We start from the raw sequence: 19,715 nt of genomic DNA, 5'->3' as shown, positions 1-19,715 counted from the left end.
TCTACGCTAAAGGGTAACCAAGCGGACGCGGGCAGCGTATAATGCCGCGCAATCCAGACAGCCAAGAAGGCTGATCATCAGCACGCAGCAACAGGAGAGAACAATGACGGCAATCGCCCCGGTAATTACCATTGATGGCCCAAGCGGCGCGGGTAAAGGGACTTTATGTAAAGCGATGGCGGAGTCGTTGCAGTGGCACCTGCTGGATTCAGGGGCTATTTATCGCGTACTGGCTCTGGCCGCGCTGCATCATCAGGTGGATATCGAGTCGGAAGAAGCGCTGGTGCCCATGGCGGCGCACCTTGACGTGCGTTTTCTGTCGGTAGACGGTGAAATGCAGGTAGTGCTGGAAGGTGAGGATGTCACCGGCGAAATCCGCACCCAGGAAGTGAGCAACACGGCGTCGCGCGTGGCGGCATTTCCACGCGTGCGTGAAGCCTTGCTGCGCCGACAGCGTGCTTTCCGCGAGGAGCCGGGTTTAATCGCCGATGGACGTGATATGGGCACCGTGGTTTTCCCGGACGCGCCCGTTAAAATTTTCCTCGATGCCAGCTCCGAAGAGCGTGCGCATCGCCGTATGCTACAGTTGCAGGAAAAGGGCTTTAGTGTTAACTTTGATCGCCTTTTATCCGAGATAAAGGAACGCGACGACCGCGATCGTAACCGCGCCATCGCGCCTTTAGTGCCAGCCGCTGATGCTCTGGTGCTGGATTCAACCAGCATGACCATTGAGCAAGTGATTGAAAAGGCACTAGATTATGCCCGCCAGAAGCTGGGCATTTAATCTTTTCGGCGACCGAATTGTAGTAACCCTGTGCCAGGGAAGCGTGCAGGGCATGTGAAACAACCCCATCCGACAATGACGTCAGGTGGACGTTAAATTGAAGAATCCTAAGATTATCAATATGACTGAATCTTTTGCTCAACTCTTTGAAGAGTCCCTGAAAGAAATCGAAACCCGTCCGGGTTCCATCGTTCGTGGCGTCGTTGTTGCTATCGACAAAGACGTCGTGCTGGTTGATGCGGGTCTGAAATCTGAATCTGCTATCCCTGCAGAACAGTTCAAGAACGCAGCCGGCGAACTGGAAATCCAGGTGGGCGACGAAGTTGACGTTGCTCTGGATGCAGTAGAAGACGGCTTCGGTGAAACCCTGCTGTCCCGTGAGAAAGCTAAACGTCACGAAGCTTGGATCACGCTGGAAAAAGCTTACGAAGACGCTGAAACTGTTACCGGTGTTATCAACGGCAAAGTTAAAGGTGGCTTCACAGTTGAGCTGAACGGTATTCGTGCGTTCCTGCCAGGTTCACTGGTTGACGTTCGTCCGGTCCGCGACACCCTGCACCTGGAAGGCAAAGAGCTTGAATTCAAAGTAATCAAGCTTGATCAGAAGCGTAACAACGTCGTGGTTTCTCGCCGCGCGGTTATCGAATCTGAAAACAGCGCTGAGCGCGATCAGCTGCTGGAAAACCTGCAGGAAGGCATGGAAGTCAAAGGTATCGTTAAGAACCTCACTGACTACGGCGCATTCGTTGACCTGGGTGGCGTTGACGGCCTGCTGCACATCACCGATATGGCGTGGAAGCGCGTTAAGCATCCAAGCGAAATCGTCAACGTGGGCGACGAAATCACTGTTAAAGTGCTGAAGTTCGACCGCGAGCGTACTCGTGTATCTCTGGGCCTGAAACAGCTGGGCGAAGATCCATGGGTCGCTATCGCTAAGCGTTATCCGGAAGGTACCAAACTGACCGGTCGCGTGACCAACCTGACTGACTACGGCTGCTTCGTTGAAATCGAAGAAGGCGTTGAAGGCCTGGTACACGTGTCTGAAATGGACTGGACCAACAAAAACATCCACCCATCTAAAGTTGTCAACGTAGGTGATGTGGTTGAAGTTATGGTTCTGGACATCGACGAAGAGCGTCGTCGTATCTCCCTGGGTCTGAAGCAGTGCAAATCTAACCCATGGCAGCAGTTCGCAGAGACCCACAACAAAGGCGATCGCGTTGAAGGTAAAATCAAGTCAATCACTGACTTCGGTATCTTCATCGGCCTGGACGGTGGCATCGACGGTCTGGTTCACCTGTCTGACATCTCCTGGAACGCGACTGGCGAAGAAGCCGTTCGTGAGTACAAGAAAGGCGACGAAATCGCTGCCGTTGTACTGCAGGTTGACGCAGAGCGTGAGCGTATTTCTCTGGGCGTGAAGCAGCTGGCTGAAGATCCATTCAACAACTACATCACCCTGAACAAGAAAGGCGCAATCGTGACGGGTAAAGTCACTGCAGTTGACGCTAAAGGTGCTACAGTAGAATTAGCTGACGGCGTAGAAGGTTACCTGCGCGCTTCTGAAGCTTCTCTGGACCGCATCGAAGACGCCACTCAGGTTCTGAGCGTAGGCGACGACGTTGAAGCGAAATTCACCGGCGTTGACCGTAAGAACCGCGTTGTGAGCCTGTCTGTTCGTGCTAAAGACCAGGCTGACGAGAAAGAAGCTATCAACACTGTTAACACCAAACAGGAAGATGGCAACTTCTCTAACGCAATGGCTGAAGCGTTCAAAGCGGCTAAAGGCGAGTAATCGACCCGAAGCACCGGACGATGAAAATCGTCCGGTTTCGGTAAAAGCTGTCATACCTTTCCAAACAGGGATTAACCGGAGGTTACATGACCAAGTCAGAACTGATTGAAAGACTTGCTGGCCAGCATACTCATATCCCGGCGAAAGTCGTTGAGGATGCGGTCAAAGAGATGCTCGAGCACATGGCCACTACGCTGGCCCAGGGCGAGCGCATTGAAATCCGGGGATTCGGCAGCTTTTCTTTGCACTACCGCGCACCGCGCACTGGTCGTAACCCGAAAACGGGTGACAAAGTGGAACTGGAAGGTAAATACGTTCCCCACTTCAAGCCAGGCAAAGAATTGCGTGACCGTGCAAATATCTACGGCTAAGCCGTTACCGAACGATAAAAACGACACCTGCAGGTGTCGTTTTTTTTTGCCTCGCATTCAGGTTTGCGATCCTGCTTCCATGTTGCTGTTCATTTCCTGCAACCACCATAAACTGCGCGTAATCCCTCTCTGAAATCGACATTTAGCCGCATGCTTTTGCCTCTGCCAGCGCGCACAATGCGCGGCAATGACAGAAGAGGGCGTGCGCGTGACAATAACAGTGGTAGCCAGAATGATGCTCCTCGCGGCGCTGCCGCTGGGTATGCTGCCGCACATCCCTGCTTACAGCACCATTGTGCTGCTGTTAATAAGCGCATTGTTGCTGGCGTGTACATCAGTAATGCTTTTGCGCTACGCCGGACTGGGCTTGCTGCTGTTGAGCTGGGCACTGATCGAGGCGCGTCAGACGGTCGATAACCTTGAGCAACTGACCGTGGCACCGGTGGCGGCCACGCTTCAGATAACTGCAGTGAATCCCGCGAAGAACCAGCTCACGGCGCAGGTAATCCGGGCAGGTGACCGCTACGTCTTTCCACCGTTGTTTGTCACGCTGCGTAATGTCAGCGATGAGGTCGCCTGGTGTGCCGGACAGCGCTGGCAGATGCAGCTGCGGCTACGTGCGGTGCACGCCCGGCTCAACGAGGGCGAATTTGATCTGCAGCGTTTTGCCATTGCTAACCACAGCGCGCTGCAGGGGCGTATTGTCAGCCAGCAGGCTGAGTCTCTGCGCTGCAGCTGGCGGACGCGTTTTATCGATCATCATCTGGCGCGTTTCACCGGGTTAACGCAGCCCGCGATAGTACAGGCACTGGCCTTTGGCGTGCGTGATGCGATGACCCCGGCCCAGCGAGCCTTGCTGCGCGAAACCGGTACCGCGCACCTGATGGCCATCTCCGGCATGCATATCGCGCTGGCGGCCAGCGTAGGCTGGCTACTGGCGCGCGTCATCCAGTTAGTGTTACCTGCCAGGCAAATCGGCTATCTGATGCCGCTGCTGATCAGCGGGTTAACAGCGGCAGCTTATTGCTGGATCTCCGGCAGTCATCCGCCGGCACAGCGCGCGATGCTGGCGTTAACGCTGTGGCTGGCGACGCGTATAGCTGGCTGGCAGCTGAGCAACTGGCAGGTGTGGACGCTCTGCGTAGGGAGTTTGTTATGGCTTGATCCGCTGACGGTGCTGTCAGAGAGCTTCTGGCTGTCGGCGCTGGCCGTGGCGATGCTGATACTGTGGTTTCAGTGGTTTCCTCTGCCGCCACGTTTCCGCCAGCCGCGTCGCTGGCTCATGCTGCGACTGCTGCACCTGCAATTGGGCATGATGATTCTGATGGCGCCGCTGCAGATCTTTCTGTTCCACGGGCTCAGCCTGAGCGCGCTAGTGGCCAACCTGCTGGCGGTGCCGGTGGTGTCGCTGATTACCGTGCCGCTGATTCTGCTGGCGATGCTGTTGCCGCTACCTGCAATCGCCGTTCCGCTATGGCAACTGGCCGATCTGTCGGTCAGCCTGGTGATGCAGGGGCTGGCGTGGCTGCCCGCCGGCTGGTGGCGCTGGAGCGATACGCTGCCGGCGGTGCTGCTGCTCTGGGCCGGGCTGGCGCTGTGGCGCAGCGGCTTGCTCGCGAAGGCGCTGATGCCCTGCTGCGCGCTGTTGCTCTCGCTGTGGTTCTGGCGCAGCAATGCCCAGCAGGACGACTGGCAGATTGACATGATCGATGTCGGACATGGTCTGGCGGTGGCGATCAGCCAGGGAAATAAGGTGATGCTGTATGACAGTGGACCCGGCTGGGCAGAGGACAATGCGGGCGGGCGGGTTTTGTTACCCTGGCTGCACTACACCGGGCGCCAACTGCGAGGAGTGATCCTGAGCCACAAGCATCTCGATCACCGTGGTGGATTAGCCGCGCTGCAACAGGCGCAGCCTGGTCTGCGGGTACGCAGCGCGCTCGGCGAGCCCGGGCATCTGCCGTGCTATCGCGGCCAGCAGTGGCAGTGGGGGCGTTTGCACTTTCACGCGCTATGGCCGCCGCGCGCGCAGACCGCCGGGCAAAATAACGACTCCTGCGTAGTGCGCGTGGATGATGGTCAGTTTAGCCTGTTACTGACCGGGGACATTGAGCTGGAGGCGGAGCGCAAGCTGGTCGCCCTGGAAAAGGGCGGCTTACAATCTACGGTTATCCAGGTGCCCCATCATGGCAGCCGGAGCTCCTCCGGCCCTTTACTGTTACGGAGTGTTGCCGGGCAGGCGGCGCTGGCTTCGCTGGCGCGCTATAACGCCTGGCGTATGCCCGCCATCGCCGTGGTCCAGCGTTACCGCGAGCAGGGCTATCGCTGGTATGACACTGCGCAATCAGGCCAGATTCACATCGCGATACGGCAGGGTCGCTGGCAGATTAAGGGGTTAAGAGAGCAAATAATCCCCCGCTGGTATCATCAGTGGTTTGGCGTCAAACGCGATTCCAGGTAGAATGAGCGGCTATTTCAAACAGCGTGAATAAATAATGCATCAAGACAAAGACCTCTCAACGTGGCAGACATTTCGCCGACTCTGGCCGATGATTGCACCGCACAAGGCTGGCCTGATTGTGTCCGCCGTGGCGCTGATACTCAATGCGGCAGGCGACACCCTAATGCTCTCCCTGTTGAAACCTTTACTGGATGATGGTTTCGGCAAAGCCGACAAATCCGTTCTGCTGTGGATGCCGCTGGCCGTCATCGGCCTGATGCTGATCCGCGGCGTAACCAGTTATATCTCCAGTTACTGCATCTCCTGGGTCTCCGGCAATGTGGTGATGAACATGCGCCGTCGCCTGTTCGGCCACATGATGGGCATGCCGGTTGCGTTCTTCGATCAGCAGTCTACCGGTACGCTGCTGTCGCGGATTACCTACGATTCTGAACAGGTGGCCTCTTCCTCCTCCAGCGCGCTGGTGACGGTGGTACGCGAAGGCGCATCGATCATTGGCCTGTTCATCATGATGTTTTACTACAGCTGGCAGCTGTCACTGATTCTGATCCTGCTGGCGCCGCTGGTCTCTTTTGCCATCCGCACCGTATCCAAGCGTTTCCGCAGCATCAGTAAAAATATGCAGAACACCATGGGGCAGGTGACAACCAGTGCTGAGCAGATGCTGAAAGGGCATAAAGAAGTGCTGATTTTTGGCGGACAGGAAGTGGAAGCTGAGCGTTTCTCGCAGGTGAGCAACAAAATGCGCCAGCAGGGCATGAAACTGGTTTCGGCCTCTTCGATTTCCGATCCGGTGATCCAGCTGATCGCGTCGCTGGCGCTGGCTTTTGTGCTGTATGCCGCCAGCTTCCCGAGCGTGATGGATACCCTGACTGCCGGTACTATTACCGTGGTGTTCTCGTCGATGATCGCCCTGATGCGTCCGCTAAAATCGCTGACCAACGTCAACGCCCAGTTCCAGCGCGGCATGGCGGCCTGTCAGACGCTGTTCACCATTCTGGATAGCGAGCAGGAGATCGACAACGGCAAGCGCGAAATCACGCGTGCGAAAGGGGACGTTGAATTCCGCAACGTGACCTTTACCTATCCGGGCCGCGACATTCCGGCGCTGCGTGATATTAATCTCACGCTGCCTGCGGGTAAAACCGTGGCGCTGGTGGGCCGCTCCGGCTCGGGTAAATCCACCATGGCCAGCCTGCTGACGCGTTTTTACGATATCAACGAGGGCGAGATTCTGCTGGATGGCCACGACCTGCGGGAATACACCCTGCGCTCGCTGCGTAATCAGGTGGCGCTGGTCTCGCAGAATGTCCATCTGTTCAACGACACCATCGCCAATAACATCGCTTATGCGCGCAACGGTGAATACACCCGCGAGCAAATCGAGCAGGCGGCGACCATGGCGCACGCCATGGACTTCATCAACAAGATGGATAACGGTCTCGATACGGTCATTGGTGAAAACGGCGTGCTGCTGTCTGGCGGCCAGCGTCAGCGTATCGCCATTGCCCGTGCGTTGCTGCGTGACTGCCCGATTTTGATTCTCGACGAAGCCACTTCGGCGCTGGATACCGAATCCGAGCGCGCCATCCAGTCGGCGCTGGACGAGCTGCAGAAGAACCGCACGTCGCTGGTGATTGCGCACCGTCTCTCCACCATTGAAAAGGCCGACGAAATCGTGGTGGTCGAGGATGGGCGAATCGTGGAACGCGGTACTCATGAGGTGCTGCTGGCGCAGAAAGGCGCTTACGCGCAGCTGCACAAACTGCAGTTCGGTCAATGATTGAACGTATCTGGAGCGGACGCTCGCCGCTGTGGCTGCTGTTGTGGCCGCTGAGTCTGCTGTATGGCGCTATCACCTGGCTGATTCGCCTGAGCTATCAGCGCGGCTGGCGTACCCGCTGGCGCGCGCCCTGTCCGGTCATTGTCGTTGGCAACCTGACCGCGGGCGGCAACGGTAAAACACCGCTGGTGATTTGGCTGGTGCAGGCGCTGCAACAGCAGGGGCTGCGTCCGGGTGTGGTGTCGCGCGGTTACGGCGGTAAAGCGGAACACTATCCGCTGCTGGTCAATCAGGATAGCGCGACGGAACAGGCTGGTGATGAACCGGTGCTGATCGCCCAGCGCACCCAGGTGCCGGTCGCAGTGGCACCGCAGCGCCGGCTGGCAATCGAGGCCCTGCTGGCGGCGCATCCGCTGGATGTGATTGTGACGGATGATGGCCTGCAGCACTACGCGCTAGAGCGCGATCGCGAAATCGTGGTGGTGGATGGCGTGCGCCGCTTTGGTAACGGCTGGTGGTTACCGGCCGGACCGATGCGTGAACGCGCATCGCGGCTGGAGCAGGTTGATGCCGTGGTGGTCAACGGGGGCAGCGCACAGGCTGGCGAGATCGCCATGACGCTGCAGCCGGGTCTGGCGGTCAATCTGCTGACCGGCGAACAGGCTGCGCTGACGCAGCTGCCGCCAATTGTCGCGATGGCCGGCATCGGTCATCCGCCGCGTTTCTTCACTACGCTGCAGCAGCAGGGCGTGCAGCCGGTGGCAGAGATTGCCTTTGCCGATCACCACGCTTATAGCGAAGAAGAGTTATGCAGCCTGACTCAGGATGCACAGTGCCTGCTGATGACGGAAAAAGATGCGGTCAAATGCCGCCATTTCGCCCGCGCTAACTGGTGGTATCTGCCGGTGGATGCGCATCTGGCGGGCGCGCCGCTGGCCGCATTGCTGGCCGATCTGACTCAACTCTGTACGGCTGCGCGCGACGCCCGGTCGCGCTAACCATCCCAAGGGACGACGTAATGACCAGCACGCATTCCCTCTCTCTGCAAACCGCCCGCAACCTGCACCTCTTTGCCCAGGGCCTGCTACGCCCGCCGCGCCGTCAGGCGCGTTTTGCCGATATTCACGCCTGTGTGCGGCAGATGTCGCTGCTGCAAATTGATACCATTAATGTGGTCGCGCGCAGTCCGTATCTGGTGCTGTTCAGCCGCCTGGGCGCTTTTCCTGCTGAGTGGCTGGAGCAAACGCTGGCGGCGGGCGCACTGTTTGAATACTGGGCGCATGAAGCCTGTTTTATCCCTTTTGAAGATTATCCGCTGCTGCGTCACCGCATGCTGGCACCGCAGCGCCTGGGCTGGAAATACAATCAGCAATGGGTGGATCAGCATCAGCAGGAGATCGCCGATCTGCTGCAACATATCGCCGCCACCGGTCCGGTTCGCGCCGCTGATTTTGCCAGCGACAGGCACACCAAACCCGGCTGGTGGGCGTGGAAGCCGCACAAGCGACATCTGGAGAACCTGTTTAGCGCCGGTGAGCTGATGGTTGTCGGGCGCCGTAACTTCCAGCGCGTCTACGATCTGCGTAGCCGGGTGATGCCACACTGGCGCGACGAGCAGCATGCGCTGAGCGAGAACGAGGCGGTGATGCAGATGCTGGATCACAGTGCGCGCAGCCTCGGCATTTTCCGCGCCAGCTGGCTGGCCGATTACTACCGGCTGAAACGCGCGCCCATCGCACTCTGGCTGGCGCAGGCCGCTGAGCAGGGAGTGATTCAGCGCGTTGAGGTTGAGCAACTGGGCGAGATGTGGCTGCACCATACGCTGCTGCCGCAGCTGGCACAGCCGCAGGCCGCCACGCACAGCGCGCTGCTGTCACCGTTTGATCCGGTGGTATGGGATCGCCGCCGCGCGCTTGAGTTGTTTAATTTTGACTATCGCATCGAGTGCTATACGCCGGAGCACAAACGTAAATACGGCTATTTTGTCCTGCCGCTGCTGCACCGCGGCGTACTGAAAGGGCGCGTCGATGCCAAAATGGATCGTCAGGCGCAGCGCCTGATTTTGCGGGCCTTCTGGCTGGAACCCGGCGTGCGCGTGAGCCAGCAGTTTCTCGCTGATGTGCATAAAGCCATTAACCGCTTCGCCACCTGGCAGGGTGCCCGCGAAGTGGTGCTGGAAAACGCGCCTGATGCGCTGCGGGCCGCCTGGTCCACGCACTGGCACGTCAGCATATAAGCCGATGGCGGCGCGCCGTCCCTGATTGCGCTATGGTATGCTAATCCTCTGACGTATCGGTCCTGAAAGGAGAAAAGTATGGATCACCGTTTACTTGAGATTGTGGCCTGTCCGGTCTGCAACGGAAAACTGTATTACAACAAAGAGCAGCAGGAGTTGATCTGCAAACCCGACGGCCTGGCGTTCCCGGTGCGTGACGGTATTCCGGTATTGCTGGAAGTGGAAGCGCGCACCCTGTCCGTTGAAGAGATTCATCCATGAGTTTCGTGGCGATTATTCCGGCACGCTACGCCTCCACGCGCCTGCCGGGCAAACCGCTGCTGGATATTCACGGTAAACCGATGGTGGTGCACGTGATGGAACGTGCACGCGAGTCCGGCGCCGAGCGGGTGATTGTGGCCACCGATCATCCTGACGTGGCGGCGGCGGTGACCGCTGCCGGTGGGGAAGTCTGCATGACGCGTGCCGACCATCAATCTGGTACCGAGCGCCTGGCCGAGGTGATTGAAAAGTATCAGTTTGCTGACGATACCATCATCGTGAACGTGCAGGGCGACGAGCCGATGATTCCGGCGGAGATAGTGCGTCAGGTCGCGGACAATCTGGCCCAGGCGGATGCTGGCATGGCCACGCTGGCGGTACCGATTCACGAGGCAGAAGAGGCGTTCAATCCCAACGCGGTAAAAGTGGTCACCGATGCCAGCGGCTATGCGCTCTATTTTTCACGTGCGACCATTCCGTGGGATCGCGAACGTTACGCGCAGTCGCGTGAGCAGATTGGCGACACGCTGTTGCGCCACATCGGTATTTATGCCTATCGCGCCGGTTTCATCCGTCGCTATGTGGCATGGCAACCCTGTGCGCTGGAGCAGATCGAGTTGCTGGAGCAGCTGCGCGTGCTGTGGTACGGCGAAAAGATCCACGTGGCGGTAGCGGCTACCGTGCCGAGCGTCGGTGTGGATACGCCGGACGATCTGCTGCGCGTGCGTGAAGCGATGCAGGCATAATCGTCAGCGGCCAGCGACCCGGCTGGCCGCAAAGTTTGATCTGGCGCTAAGTTTCGCGCCGTCATGACCTCCAGGATGGTGCAATGAGTTAACTCCGGAGGACTCTTCCATGGAACAACTCCGTGCAGAACTGGCGCTGGTGCTGGGCGAAGGCGTTAGCCGGCTGGAAACCATCAGCGAACAGGCACAATCGCGTCTTTACGCCCTCTATGATGACCACGGCAAGCCGATGCCGCTGGTGGCCAAATATTTTCGTCATCAGGGACGCGCCGCGCTCGAAGCGAAAAAACTCACCATGCTGGCGCATGAAGGGCTGATTACGCTGCCCACGGTATACGGCCTGGTTTTGAGTCAGCAACCGCCGGCGCATGAAATGCTGCTGCTGGCGCGCTTAAATGGCGTATCGGCCGAAGCGCCGGCGCGCACGGCAGCGCGCTGGGAGCAGCTGTGTGAACAGATTGTCGAAGGGCTGCTGGCGTGGCACCGCATTGACAGCCATGGCCTGGTCGGCAGCGTTGACAGCGTGCAGGAAAATCGCTGGCCGGCATGGTATCGCCAGCGGGTGGAAGTGCTGTGGTCCACGCTGGGCTATCTGTCGCCCCCCGGATTTACCCACGCCGATCGTCAGATTCTGTTCCGCAGCCGCGAACAGCTGGCGCAGCTGTTTGCTGGCTTTGACGACCCGTGCGTGCTAATGCACGGCAATCTGCGTCTCGCCAGTATGCTGAAAGACCCGCACAGCGATCAGCTGGTGGCGATGACCCAGCCGGGCACCATTTTGTGGGCCCCGCGTGAGTATGAGCTGATGCGCCTGGCGGAAAACGGTGCTGAAGCATCGCTGCTGCAGCACTATTTACAGCGTGCGCCGGTGGATGAAGGTTTCGTCTGGCGCCGCTGGCTCTACCAGCTGTGGGATTGCGTTGACACGCTGGTCAGCAGCGGCCAGTTTGACCGGCCGCGCTTTGACCATGCCCGCGCGCAGCTACTCCCCTGGCTCGGCTGAAGGTTCGCCACTGCCGCGCAGCCGCTGCCAGATCAGCCCCAGCGTTTCGTACACCGCGCGCTGGCTATGGCTGAGCCACAGCGGCGAGGGCAGCGTGCGATCCCAGACGCTGATTGGTGAGGTGATCGCCAGCTGGTTAGCCGGTGCCGGTAGCGGATTCAGGCCGGCGCTCTGGAAAAAGTGCATGGCGCGTGGCAGATGGTTGGCAGACGTCACCAGCAGAAACGGATGCTGCCCGATGGTCTGCTTCACCGCCAGCGCTTCTTCGCCGGTGTCATGCGGCTGATCCAGCACGATGATGGCATCGTCGGGCACGCCAAGGCTGCGCGCCACGTCGGCGGCAACGCTGGCGTTACTGCGCGGATTGTAGCCCGCAGCGGCACCGGTGAAGATCATTTTGGCCTGAGGATAGCGTCGCCACTGGCGAACGCCTTCGGTCACGCGCGGCAGGCTGTTGTTCAGCAGGTTGGAGCTCGGTGCCCACTGCCGGTTATAGGTGTAACCCCCGCCCAGCACCACGATATAGTCCACCGGCTCGCTGCCATTCCACGTGGCATACTGATTTTCCAGCGGGGCCAGCAGCCGGTCGGCCACCGGTTGCAGACTCAGCAGTAACAGCATCAGCCAGCTCAATGAGATAAGGATTTTGCCGCTTTTTTGCCAGCGGCTGAACCAGAGCAGTAAAAGTCCTGCCGCCATAAGCGTTAACAGCAATGGCAAAGGCAGTAGCATCGCGCCAATCCATTTTTTTAAGGCAAAAAACATCGAAAACGTCTCCTTTTGTCCGAAAAAACAGCAGCCAGACAGTTACTGCGGCATGAAAGGTTCATTCTTGTCGAGCCTGTGACAAAATAGCACAAGTTGAATGCAGCAAAGCGGAGCCATCACCATGCAGGATCGTAACTTTGACGATCTGGCGGATAAATTCTCGCAAAATATTTATGGCACCCGTAAAGGCCAGGTGCGTCAGGCGATCATCTGGGATGAGCTGAACGCCATTCTGCCGACGCTGCCCGCCGGCCCGCTGACGGTGCTGGATGCCGGTGGTGGCATCGGTCAGATCTCCAGCGGCCTCGCCGCGCAGGGGCACCAGGTATTGCTGTGCGACCTGTCGGGCGAGATGCTTAAGCTGGCCGCCGCCCATGCGCACAGCGCAGGTGTGAGCCACAACATGCAATTCAAACAAATTAGCGCGCAGCAGGTTGGCGAACATTTGGATAAGCCGGTGGATCTGGTATTGTTTCACGCTGTGCTTGAGTGGGTGGCGGATCCGCTGGCGGTGCTGCAGGCGCTGTGGCATACGCTGAAACCCGGTGGTGTGCTGTCGCTGATGTTTTATAACGCGCACGGCCTGACGTTCCGCACCCTGACGCTCGGCAATTTCGGCTATCTGCGCGCCAACATGAACAAGCGCAAAAAACGTACGCTGTCACCGGATTTCCCCCGCGATCCTGACGATGTACAGCGCTGGCTGACGCAGTGCGGATTTATCACCGAGCAGCGTGCCGGTATCCGCGTGTTCAGTGACTACATGAAGCCACAGCCCGGCGCCGGGAAGAGCGTTGAGGAAATTATTGAGATGGAACGGCGCTACTGTCGTCAGGAGCCCTTTTTGAGCTTAGGGCGCTATATCCACGTGACTGCGCGCAAACCCAGGTAGAAGGATCAACTATGAGCGAATTTTCCCAGACGGTCCCCGAACTGGTGGCATGGGCGCGCAAGAATGACTTTTCCCTTGCGCTGCCGGTAGAACGTCTGGCGTTTTTGCTGGCCATCGCCACCCTCAACGGGGAGCGCATGGACGGCGAGATGAGTGAAGGTGAGCTGATTGACGCCTTTCGTCACGTCAGCAAAGCGTTTGAACAAACCCACGAAACCGTTCAGGTCCGTGCCAACAACGCCATCAACGACATGGTGCGTCAGCGCCTGCTTAACCGCTTTACCAGCGAGCTGACCGAAGGTCACGCCATCTATCGTCTGACGCCACTGGCGATCGGCATCACCGACTATTACATCCGCCAGCGCGAATTTTCCACGCTGCGCCTGTCGATGCAGCTGTCGATTGTTGCGCAGGAGCTGAAGCGCGCCGCCGACGCCGCCGAGGAAGATGGCGACGAATTTCACTGGCATCGCAACGTCTTTGCGCCGCTGAAATATTCGGTCGCGGAAATATTTGACAGCATCGACATGACGCAGCGCCTGATGGACGAACAGCAGCAGGCGGTAAAAAGCGATATCGCCGATCTGCTGAATAAAGACTGGCGCGCGGCCATCTCCAGCTGCGAGCTGCTGCTGTCGGAGACCTCCGGCACGCTGCGTGAACTGCAGGATACGCTGGAAGCTGCAGGCGACAAGCTGCAGGCTAATCTGCTGCGGATTCAGGACGCCACGCTGAGCAGCCCGGATCTGGGCTTTGTCGACAAGCTGGTGTTTGACCTGCAAAACAAGCTTGATCGCATTATCAGCTGGGGCCAGCAGGCTATCGATCTGTGGATCGGTTACGACCGCCACGTGCACAAATTTATTCGTACTGCCATCGACATGGATAAAAACCGCGTGTTCGCGCAGCGTTTACGCCAGTCGGTGCAGAACTATTTCGATCAGCCGTGGGCGCTGACCTACGCCAATGCCGACCGTCTGTATGACATGCGCGATGAAGAGATGACGCTGCGTAACGACGAGGTGATGGGCGAGCTGCCGCCGGAGATGGAGTACGAAGAGTTTAACGAAATCCGCGAGCAGCTGGCGGCGATGATTGAAGAAGCGCTGCAGGTTTACAAGCAGCAGCAGAAGCCGCTGCATCTCGCCACGGTGATGCGTGATTATCTGGCGCAATATCCCCGCGCGCGCCACTTCGACCTCGCACGTATCGTCATCGATCAGGCGGTGCGACTCGGCGTGGCCGAAGCCGATTTAGCCGGTCTGCCTGCGGAATGGCAGACTATCAATGATTACGGAGCCAAGGTGCAGGCACATGTCATCGACAAATATTGAACAAGTGATGCCGGTCAAACTGGCGCTGGCACTGGCAAACCCGATTTTTCCCGCGCTCGATAGCCAGTTACGCGCCGGCCGCCACATTGGTATTGAAGAGCTGGATAATCACGCTTTTCTGATGGATTACCAGCCGTTCTTAGAAGAGTTTTATGCGCGCTACAACGTTGAGCTGATCCGCGCACCGGAAGGTTTTTTCTATCTGCGTCCGCGCTCAACCACGCTGATCCCGCGCTCGGTGCTGTCCGAGCTCGACATGATGGTAGGTAAAATTCTCTGTTATCTCTACCTCAGCCCGGAGCGGCTGGCCAACGAGGGCATTTTCACCCAGCAGGAGCTGTACGACGAGCTACTGTCGCTGGCGGATGAAAGCAGGTTGCTGAAGCTGGTTAACCAGCGCTCCACCGGATCGGACCTGGATCGCGCCAAACTGCAGGAGAAGATGCGTGCGTCGCTCAGTCGTCTGCGCCGTCTCGGCATGGTGTGGTTTATGGGCAACGACAGCAGCAAGTTCCGCATCATGGAGTCCGTTTTCCGCTTTGGTGCGGATGTGCGCAGCGGTGACGACGCACGTGAAGCGCAGCTGCGCCTGATTCGTGACGGTGAAGCGATGACGCTGGAGAACGCACCGGTCGCCAGTGAGAGCGACGAGGCAGAAAATGACAGCGAACACGACGCGAGCGAGCGCGCGGAGGATGAACAGGCATGATTGAACGCGGTAAATTTCGATCGCTCACGCTGATCAACTGGAACGGTTTCTTTGCCCGCACCTTTGATCTGGATGAGCTGGTCACCACGCTGTCCGGCGGTAACGGTGCCGGTAAATCGACCACCATGGCGGCGTTTGTTACGGCACTGATTCCGGACTTAACCCTGCTGCATTTCCGTAACACCACTGAAGCCGGTGCCACGTCCGGCTCGCGCGACAAAGGCCTGCACGGCAAACTGCGCGCTGGCGTCTGCTATGCGGTGCTGGATGTGGTCAACTCGCGCCATCAGCGCGTGGTGGCTGGCGTGCGCCTGCAGCAGGTGGCCGGACGCGATAAGAAAGTCGACATCAAGCCGTTCAGTATTCACGGCCTGCCGACCGATACGCTGCCAACCGATATGTTGACCGAAATTCTCGGCAGCCGTCAGGCGCGCGTGCTGCCGCTGGCGGAGGTGAAGGAGCGGGTCGAAGCGCAGGAGGGCGTGCAGTTCCGCCAGTTCAGCTCGGTCACGGACTACCACGCCATGATGTTTGAGCTCGGCGTGGTACCGCGTCGCCTGCGCACCGCCGGCGATCGCAGCAAATTCTACCGTCTGATCGAAGCTTCGCTGTATGGCGGTATCTCCAGCGCCATTACCCGCTCGCTGCGCGATTACCTGCTGCCGGAAAACGGCGGCGTGCGTAAAGCGTTCCAGGATATGGAAGCGGCGCTGCGCGAAAACCGCATGACGCTGGAAGCGATTCGCGTCACGCAGTCGGACCGCGATCTGTTTAAGCATCTGATCTCTGAAGCCACCAGCTACGTTTCTGCCGACTACATGCGCCACGCCAACGAGCGTCGCATCCATCTCGACGGTGCGCTGCAGCTGCGTAACGAGCTGTTCACCAGCCGCCATCAGCTGGCATCGGAACAGTATCGTCACATCGAAATGGCGCGCGAACTTTCTGAGCACAACGGCGCAGAGAGCGATCTGGAAACCGATTATCAGGCGGCGAGCGATCACCTTAATCTGGTCCAGACGGCGATGCGTCAGCAGGAGAAGATCGCGCGTTACGACGCCGATCTGGAAGAGCTGACTTATCGCCTCGAAGAGCAGAATGAAGTGGTGGCCGAAGCGCGTGAGGTGCAGGAAGAGAACGAAGCGCGCGCTGAAGCGGCGGAAATTGAAGTCGACGAGCTGAAAAGCCAGCTGGCCGATTTTCAGCAGGCGCTTGATGTGCAGCAAACCCGCGCCATTCAGTATCAGCAGGCGCTGCAGGCGCTGGAAAAAGCGCGGGCGCAGTGCCAGCTGCCGGACCTCACCATCGACAACGCCGCAGAGTGGCAGGAAACCTTCCAGGCGCGCGAAGAAGAGGCCACCGAACGGCTGCTGCGCCTGGAGCAGAAGCTGAGCGTGGCGGAAGCGGCGCACAGCCAGTTTGAACAGGCGCTGGCGCTGGTCACCAGTATTGCTGGCGAGGTAAGCCGGCAGGATGCGTGGCAGGTCGGGCGCGAATTGCTGCGCGATGCCGCTAATCAGCGCCATCATGCCGAACAGCTCTCTTCGCTGCGTCTGCGTCTCAACGAACTGGAAACCCGCCTGCGCGAGCAGCATGACGCCGAACGTCTGCTGGCCGACTTCTGTAAACGTCAGGGGCAGCAGTATGACGCTGACGCGCTGGAAGGCCTGCAGCGTGAACTGGAAGCGCAGATAGAGCAGCTGAACGAAAGCGTGGCCGACGCCGGTGAACGCCGCATGCTGATGCGCCAGGAGCTGGAGCAGCTGCGCGAGCGCATCACTACGCTGACCGCGCGGGCACCGCACTGGCTGGCGGCGCAGGAGATTCTCACCCAGCTGAGCGAGCAGACCGGCCAGACGCTGAGCAGCAGCCAGCAGATCACCGAATATATGCAGCAGCTGCTGGAGCGCGAGCGTGAAACCACCGTTGAGCGTGATGAAGTGGCGGCGCGCAAGCGTGAAGTTGAGCAGCAGATTGCGCGACTCAGCCAGCCGGGCGGCGCGGAAGATGCGCGCCTGACCCAGCTGGCGGAGCGGTTTGGCGGCGTGCTGCTGTCAGAAATTTACGATGACGTGACGCTGGATGATGCGCCGTACTTCTCCGCGCTGTATGGCCCATCGCGTCACGCCATTGTGGTACCGGACCTGTCGCTGGTGCGCGAGATGCTCGACGGCCTGGAAGAGTGTCCGGAAGATCTCTATCTGATCGAAGGCGATCCACAGTCGTTTGATGACAGCGTCTTTAGCGTCGACGAGCTGGAAAATGCGGTCGTTGTCAAAGTGGCGGAGCGCCAGTGGCGTTATTCGCGCTTCCCGAAAGTGCCGCTGTTTGGTCGCGCGGCGCGGGAAAATCAGCTGGAGCTGTTGAACAATGAGCGCGACCAGCTGGCCGAACGTTTTGCCACGCTGTCATTTGACGTGCAGAAAACCCAGCGTCTGCATCAGTCGTTTAGCCGCTTTATCGGCAGCCACCTGGCCGTGGCCTTCGACGAAGATCCGGAAGCGCAGATGCGTCAGCTCAACAGCCGTCGGGGCGAGCTGGAGCGCGCGCTGGCGCAGCACGAGAATGACAACCAGCAGCAGCGTGCCCAGTTCGAGCAGGCAAAAGAGGGCGTGGCGCAGCTCAACCGCCTGCTGCCGCGCGTTAACCTGTTGCTTGACGACTCGCTGGCCGACCGCTGCGAAGAGATTCGTGAGCGGGTGGAAGAAGCCCAGGAAGCCGCGCGCTTCCTGCATCAGCACGGCGCGAAACTCAGCAAGCTGGAGCCGCTGGTGGCGGTGCTGCAGAGCGATCCGCAGCAGCACGAACAGCTGACGCGTGATTATCAGCAGGCGCAGCAGCAGCAGCGCGAAGCGCGTCAGCAGGCATTTGCCCTGACCGAAGTGGTGCAGCGCCGCGCGCACTTCAGCTATGAAGATTCGGCTGGCATGCTGACCGGTAACAGCGATCTCAACGAAAAACTGCGCCAGCGTCTGGAGCAGGCGGAAGGCGAACGCAGCCGCGCGCGCGAACGCCTGCGCGAGCATCAGGCGCAGCTGACGCAGTATTCCCAGGTGCTGGCATCGCTGAAGAGTTCGTACGACGCCAAGCGCGACATGCTGAAAGAGTTGCAGCAGGAGATGCAGGATATTGGCGTGCACGCCGATGCCAGCGCCGAGGAGCGCGCGCGCAGCCGGCGTGACGAACTCTACACGGCGCTCAGCCACAACCGTGCGCGTCGCAATCAGCTGGAGAAACAGCTCACCTTCTGCGAAGCCGAGATGGATAGCCTGCAGAAGAAACTGCGCAAGCTGGAGCGCGATTATCACCTGATGCGTGAGCAGGTTGTCAGCGCCAAAGCGGGCTGGTGCACCGTGCTGCGCCTGGTGAAAGAGAACGGCGTCGAGCGCCGTCTGCATCGCCGCGAACTGGCTTACCTGAGCGGCGACGAGCTGCGCTCAATGTCGGATAAGGCGCTCGGTGCGCTGCGCCTGGCGGTCGCGGATAATGAACACCTGCGCGATGTGCTGCGCATGTCGGAAGATCCAAAACGGCCGGAGCGCAAGATTCAGTTCTTTATCGCCGTCTATCAGCATCTGCGTGAACGTATCCGTCAGGACATTATTCGTACCGACGATCCGGTTGAAGCCATCGAGCAGATGGAGATTGAGCTGAACCGCCTGACCGAAGAGCTGACGGCGCGTGAGCAGACGCTGGCGATCAGCTCGCGCAGTGCGGCCAATATCATCCGCAAAACCATTCAGCGCGAGCAGAACCGCATCCGTCAGCTGAACCAGGGCTTGCAGGCGGTGAGCTTTGGCCAGGTGCGCAGCGTGCGGCTGAACGTCAACGTACGCGAAACGCACGCCATGCTGCTGGATACGCTGTCGGAAGAGCATGAACAGCATCAGGATCTGTTTACCAGCAATCGCCTCACGTTCTCGGAAGCGCTGGCGAAGCTGTATCAGCGTCTCAATCCGCAGATTGATATGGGCCAGCGCACGGCGCAGACCATCGGTGAAGAGCTGCTCGACTACCGCAACTACCTTGAGATGGAAGTGGAAGTGAACCGCGGCTCAGACGGCTGGCTGCGCGCCGAAAGCGGGGCGCTGTCGACCGGTGAAGCGATCGGTACCGGTATGTCGATTCTGGTGATGGTGGTGCAGAGCTGGGAAGAGGAGTCACGGCGTCTGCGCGGTAAAGATATTTCACCGTGCCGCCTGCTGTTCCTCGATGAAGCCGCGCGTCTTGATGCGCGCTCCATCGCCACGCTGTTCGAACTGTGCGAGCGTCTGGAAATGCAGCTGGTGATCGCCGCGCCGGAGAATATCAGTCCGGAAAAAGGCACCACTTATAAGCTGGTACGTAAAGTCTTTAACAATACGGAGCATGTGCACGTGGTCGGACTGCGCGGTTTCTCCGCCGATCCGACGCCGGTGAAACAGGAAAATCCCGGTGCAGGCGTGGCCACTGAAAATAGCTAGCAGCAAATCTGGTTAAAAATTCAGGCTGCGGTTAATCTGTAAACGGCATCGGCCCTGCGAGGCGGATGCCGTTTTTTATTTTATACTCAACCATAAGAGTACAGGCGGT

Annotated in this window: 15 protein-coding genes; 14 read left to right on the top strand and 1 reads right to left on the bottom strand. The window is 59.1% G+C overall.

All coding sequences use genetic code 11. The annotated features are described in order from the left end of the window. The first annotated feature begins 103 nt into the window (after positions 1–103). From cmk to AC6I7J_RS12680, 10 genes are all read left to right on the top strand, one after another. Complete coding sequence (gene cmk / locus AC6I7J_RS12725; RefSeq protein ID WP_021508346.1) at positions 104–784, top strand: (d)CMP kinase; 681 nt, start codon at positions 104–106, stop codon at positions 782–784. A gap of 121 nt (positions 785–905) precedes the next feature. Further along, on the top strand, positions 906–2,579 hold the full coding sequence (gene rpsA / locus AC6I7J_RS12720) for a 30S ribosomal protein S1 (protein WP_021508345.1): 1,674 nt from the start codon (positions 906–908) through the stop codon (positions 2,577–2,579). Between the two features lie 86 nt (positions 2,580–2,665). After that, on the top strand, positions 2,666–2,950 hold the full coding sequence (gene ihfB, locus AC6I7J_RS12715; protein ID WP_010618275.1) for an integration host factor subunit beta: 285 nt from the start codon (positions 2,666–2,668) through the stop codon (positions 2,948–2,950). A 232-nt stretch (positions 2,951–3,182) separates the two neighbouring features. Then, positions 3,183–5,411 (top strand): DNA internalization-related competence protein ComEC/Rec2, encoded by a 2,229-nt coding sequence (locus AC6I7J_RS12710; RefSeq protein WP_498005846.1) that lies wholly within the window; start codon positions 3,183–3,185, stop codon positions 5,409–5,411. Positions 5,412–5,445: 34 nt separating this feature from the next. Continuing rightward, complete coding sequence (gene msbA, locus AC6I7J_RS12705; RefSeq protein WP_021508343.1) at positions 5,446–7,194, top strand: lipid A ABC transporter ATP-binding protein/permease MsbA; 1,749 nt, start codon at positions 5,446–5,448, stop codon at positions 7,192–7,194. Further along, positions 7,191–8,192, top strand: coding sequence for a tetraacyldisaccharide 4'-kinase (gene lpxK / locus AC6I7J_RS12700; RefSeq protein WP_498005844.1), 1,002 nt, complete (start codon positions 7,191–7,193; stop codon positions 8,190–8,192). The genes msbA and lpxK overlap by 4 nt, the downstream gene beginning before the upstream one ends. 20 nt (positions 8,193–8,212) lie before the next feature. Beyond that, entirely contained in the window at positions 8,213–9,430 is a 1,218-nt protein-coding gene (locus AC6I7J_RS12695; protein ID WP_498005842.1) for a winged helix-turn-helix domain-containing protein, read from the top strand. 78 nt (positions 9,431–9,508) lie between these two features. Beyond that, positions 9,509–9,691, top strand: a complete 183-nt coding sequence (locus AC6I7J_RS12690) for a Trm112 family protein (protein WP_010618270.1) — start codon at positions 9,509–9,511, stop codon at positions 9,689–9,691. Beyond that, a complete protein-coding gene (gene kdsB / locus AC6I7J_RS12685; RefSeq protein WP_058757760.1) occupies positions 9,688–10,437 on the top strand; it encodes a 3-deoxy-manno-octulosonate cytidylyltransferase in 750 nt (249 codons plus the stop codon). The genes AC6I7J_RS12690 and kdsB overlap by 4 nt, the downstream gene beginning before the upstream one ends. Positions 10,438–10,546: 109 nt before the next feature. After that, on the top strand, positions 10,547–11,440 hold the full coding sequence (locus AC6I7J_RS12680) for a YcbJ family phosphotransferase (protein WP_104092771.1): 894 nt from the start codon (positions 10,547–10,549) through the stop codon (positions 11,438–11,440). Here the strand turns inward: AC6I7J_RS12680 and elyC are convergent. After that, positions 11,420–12,205 carry an envelope biogenesis factor ElyC gene (elyC, locus tag AC6I7J_RS12675; protein ID WP_021508338.1) on the bottom strand — a complete coding sequence of 262 codons (786 nt, stop codon included), beginning with the start codon at positions 12,203–12,205 and terminating at the stop codon, positions 11,420–11,422. The two genes, AC6I7J_RS12680 and elyC, sit on opposite strands and share 21 nt — an antisense overlap. Positions 12,206–12,329: 124 nt before the next feature. Between elyC and cmoM the strand changes: the two genes are divergently transcribed. From cmoM to mukB, 4 genes are read left to right on the top strand one after another with little or no spacing between them, the layout of a single operon-like run. Continuing rightward, complete coding sequence (gene cmoM / locus AC6I7J_RS12670) at positions 12,330–13,100, top strand: tRNA uridine 5-oxyacetic acid(34) methyltransferase CmoM (protein ID WP_498005839.1); 771 nt, start codon at positions 12,330–12,332, stop codon at positions 13,098–13,100. 11 nt (positions 13,101–13,111) lie between these two features. Then, positions 13,112–14,434 (top strand): chromosome partition protein MukF, encoded by a 1,323-nt coding sequence (gene mukF, locus AC6I7J_RS12665; protein WP_498005837.1) that lies wholly within the window; start codon positions 13,112–13,114, stop codon positions 14,432–14,434. Then, a complete protein-coding gene (mukE, locus tag AC6I7J_RS12660; RefSeq protein ID WP_031279857.1) occupies positions 14,415–15,143 on the top strand; it encodes a chromosome partition protein MukE in 729 nt (242 codons plus the stop codon). Before mukF ends, mukE begins: the two co-directional genes overlap by 20 nt. Further along, on the top strand, positions 15,140–19,606 hold the full coding sequence (mukB, locus tag AC6I7J_RS12655) for a chromosome partition protein MukB (protein WP_498005835.1): 4,467 nt from the start codon (positions 15,140–15,142) through the stop codon (positions 19,604–19,606). The genes mukE and mukB overlap by 4 nt, the downstream gene beginning before the upstream one ends. The last annotated feature ends 109 nt before the right edge of the window (positions 19,607–19,715 follow it).

The organism is Type-C symbiont of Plautia stali (assembly GCF_059730935.1).
The sequence above is the reverse complement of the archived record's forward strand: the minus strand, read 5'-3'. Positions and strand labels throughout refer to the sequence as shown.

Bases quoted from the DNA above. Each gene is read 5' to 3' on its own strand.
- cmk (WP_021508346.1), top strand. From the start codon at position 104: ATGACGGCAATCGCCCCGGTAATTACCATTGATGGCCCAAGCGGCGCG.
- rpsA (WP_021508345.1), top strand. From the start codon at position 906: ATGACTGAATCTTTTGCTCAACTCTTTGAAGAGTCCCTGAAAGAAATC.
- ihfB (WP_010618275.1), top strand. From the start codon at position 2,666: ATGACCAAGTCAGAACTGATTGAAAGACTTGCTGGCCAGCATACTCAT.
- AC6I7J_RS12710 (WP_498005846.1), top strand. From the start codon at position 3,183: ATGATGCTCCTCGCGGCGCTGCCGCTGGGTATGCTGCCGCACATCCCT.
- msbA (WP_021508343.1), top strand. From the start codon at position 5,446: ATGCATCAAGACAAAGACCTCTCAACGTGGCAGACATTTCGCCGACTC.
- lpxK (WP_498005844.1), top strand. From the start codon at position 7,191: ATGATTGAACGTATCTGGAGCGGACGCTCGCCGCTGTGGCTGCTGTTG.
- AC6I7J_RS12695 (WP_498005842.1), top strand. From the start codon at position 8,213: ATGACCAGCACGCATTCCCTCTCTCTGCAAACCGCCCGCAACCTGCAC.
- AC6I7J_RS12690 (WP_010618270.1), top strand. From the start codon at position 9,509: ATGGATCACCGTTTACTTGAGATTGTGGCCTGTCCGGTCTGCAACGGA.
- kdsB (WP_058757760.1), top strand. From the start codon at position 9,688: ATGAGTTTCGTGGCGATTATTCCGGCACGCTACGCCTCCACGCGCCTG.
- AC6I7J_RS12680 (WP_104092771.1), top strand. From the start codon at position 10,547: ATGGAACAACTCCGTGCAGAACTGGCGCTGGTGCTGGGCGAAGGCGTT.
- elyC (WP_021508338.1), bottom strand. From the start codon at position 12,205: ATGTTTTTTGCCTTAAAAAAATGGATTGGCGCGATGCTACTGCCTTTG.
- cmoM (WP_498005839.1), top strand. From the start codon at position 12,330: ATGCAGGATCGTAACTTTGACGATCTGGCGGATAAATTCTCGCAAAAT.
- mukF (WP_498005837.1), top strand. From the start codon at position 13,112: ATGAGCGAATTTTCCCAGACGGTCCCCGAACTGGTGGCATGGGCGCGC.
- mukE (WP_031279857.1), top strand. From the start codon at position 14,415: ATGTCATCGACAAATATTGAACAAGTGATGCCGGTCAAACTGGCGCTG.
- mukB (WP_498005835.1), top strand. From the start codon at position 15,140: ATGATTGAACGCGGTAAATTTCGATCGCTCACGCTGATCAACTGGAAC.